Raw genomic sequence first — 1,681 nt, 5'->3', positions numbered from 1 at the left:
TCAGGACGCTGCCGAGGATCGGGCCCGCGCAGAATCCGGCGAGCCCGTAGACCGCGCCCAGGGCGTAGACGGAGAGCGCGGTCGTGGGACGGATCCGGCCGCTGAGGCCGGTGATCCGCCGGGAGGCGAAGCCCAGGCCGACGATCTGGGCGAGGCCGAGCCCGATGATCAGCCAGCCCGCGCCGAGGACCAGGGCGTCCCGGTGTCCGTAGAAGAGCCGCCCGGCGTAGGAGCCGGCGGCGCCGAGCGGGACGAGGGTGGTGGCGAGACCGGCGTAGAAGACGCCGGTCCTGGCCAGCAGCCGGGACGTGGTGTCCAGCGAGTACGCGAAGAAGGCCGGGAGCAGCAGGGCGCTGCACGGGCTGACCAGGGCGAGCAGCCCCCCGAGCAGGGCCGCGAAGTAGCCGATGCCGGAGGTCATCGCGTCTCCTTCGCGGGGGCGTCGGCGTCCTCGCCGGCGTTGCCGGTGTTCGCGGCGTCGGCCGCCGCGGCCTCGATGGCCCGGGTGAAGACGGACAGGGACTGGGCCCCGGCGACGGGGCGGCCGTTGATGAGGAAGGACGGGGTGGAGGCGGCGCCGATCCCGTAGCCCTGTTCCTGGTCGCGGGTGACCGCGTCGGCCGCGGCCGTGCTGCCGGTGTCGCCCGGAGGCGGTCCTCGCCGAACCCCTTCTCCATGGCGCCCTCGGCGTAGGCGGCCCCTTGGAACTCCCAGAAGCGGCCCTGCTGCCCGGCCGCCCAGGAAGCGCGGGCGGCGGCCTCGGACTCCTTGCCGAAGATCGGGAAGTTGCGCCACTCGATGCGCAGGGTGCCGTCGTCGACGTACTTCTTGATCAGTTCGGGCGCGGTGTCACGGGCGAACTTGGCGCAGTAACCGCACTTGAAGTCGGCGTACTCGATGAGCACGACGGGTGCGTCGGTGCGGCCCAGGGCGAGCTCGTCGGCGGCGTCGCGGCGGGCGAGCCCGGCGAGCTCGGGGTAGACGCCGGCCTCCTGCTCGGCGGCGGCGCCGACCGCCGGGGCGCCGGTACCGGAGGCGTCGGGTCCGGTCGTCCGGTAGGAGACGAAGCCGAGCAGACCGGCGGCGAGGACGACGACGGCGCCGAAGGCGAGCGGCTTACGGGACTTGGTGCGGCGGGGCGTGGGCATGGGGAACTCCGTGCTGGTACGGGCGGGAAGAGGAAGGGCGGGAGGAGGCGGGCGCGCCTCTACACCCTCAGCACGGAGAGTTCGACGGGCGTGGGCGCGGCGCGCCGGGGGATGTGTGCGGCGGTGTGGCCGGGGATCGGCGGCAGGCCGCGTTCGGTGACGGCGGCCGGGCCGGACGCGGCGCAGCCGGCCCCCTGGTCGTGCGGGGCGCGGTCCCGGGCGGGCAGGCCGGAATCGGCGCCGGGGTGCCCGCGGTCACGGTCGCACTCGGGTACGCCGGGCGCCCGGTGCCCGTCACCGGGCCCGGCCCGGACGGAGACCGGGCCGGCGGTCGGCGGCCCGGCCGGGGCGAGGTCCGTCGCCACCGGATCCGGAACCGGGTCCGCGGACGGCCCCGCCGCCGGGCCGGGGTCCGCCACCGCCGGGCCCGCCACCGGGCCGGCGGTGACCGCGGGTGCGGAGTCCGCCTCCGCACCGGCCGGGGCGGAGAGGGCAACGAGGGCGGTGGCGCTTGCGGGTACGGAAGCCGCCAC

Annotated in this window: 2 protein-coding genes and 1 pseudogene; all 3 read right to left on the bottom strand. The window is 76.5% G+C overall.

Translation table 11 applies throughout. The features are described 5' to 3' along the window. Positions 1-421: cytochrome c biogenesis CcdA family protein (locus IH13_RS0135355; protein WP_031091133.1), on the bottom strand; the 421-nt coding region annotated here is incomplete at its 3' end. Beyond that, a pseudogene (locus IH13_RS41810) lies at positions 418-1,148 on the bottom strand (DsbA family protein). The gene IH13_RS0135355 and the pseudogene IH13_RS41810, both read right to left, overlap by 4 nt. A 59-nt stretch (positions 1,149-1,207) precedes the next feature. Beyond that, the coding region (locus IH13_RS43770; RefSeq protein ID WP_051836028.1) for a hypothetical protein at positions 1,208-1,681 on the bottom strand (474 nt) is incomplete at its 5' end.

This window comes from Streptomyces sp. NRRL WC-3549, from assembly GCF_000721935.1.
Taxonomy (GTDB): Bacteria; Actinomycetota; Actinomycetes; order Streptomycetales; family Streptomycetaceae; genus Streptomyces.
The sequence above is the reverse complement of the archived record's forward strand: the minus strand, read 5'-3'. Positions and strand labels throughout refer to the sequence as shown.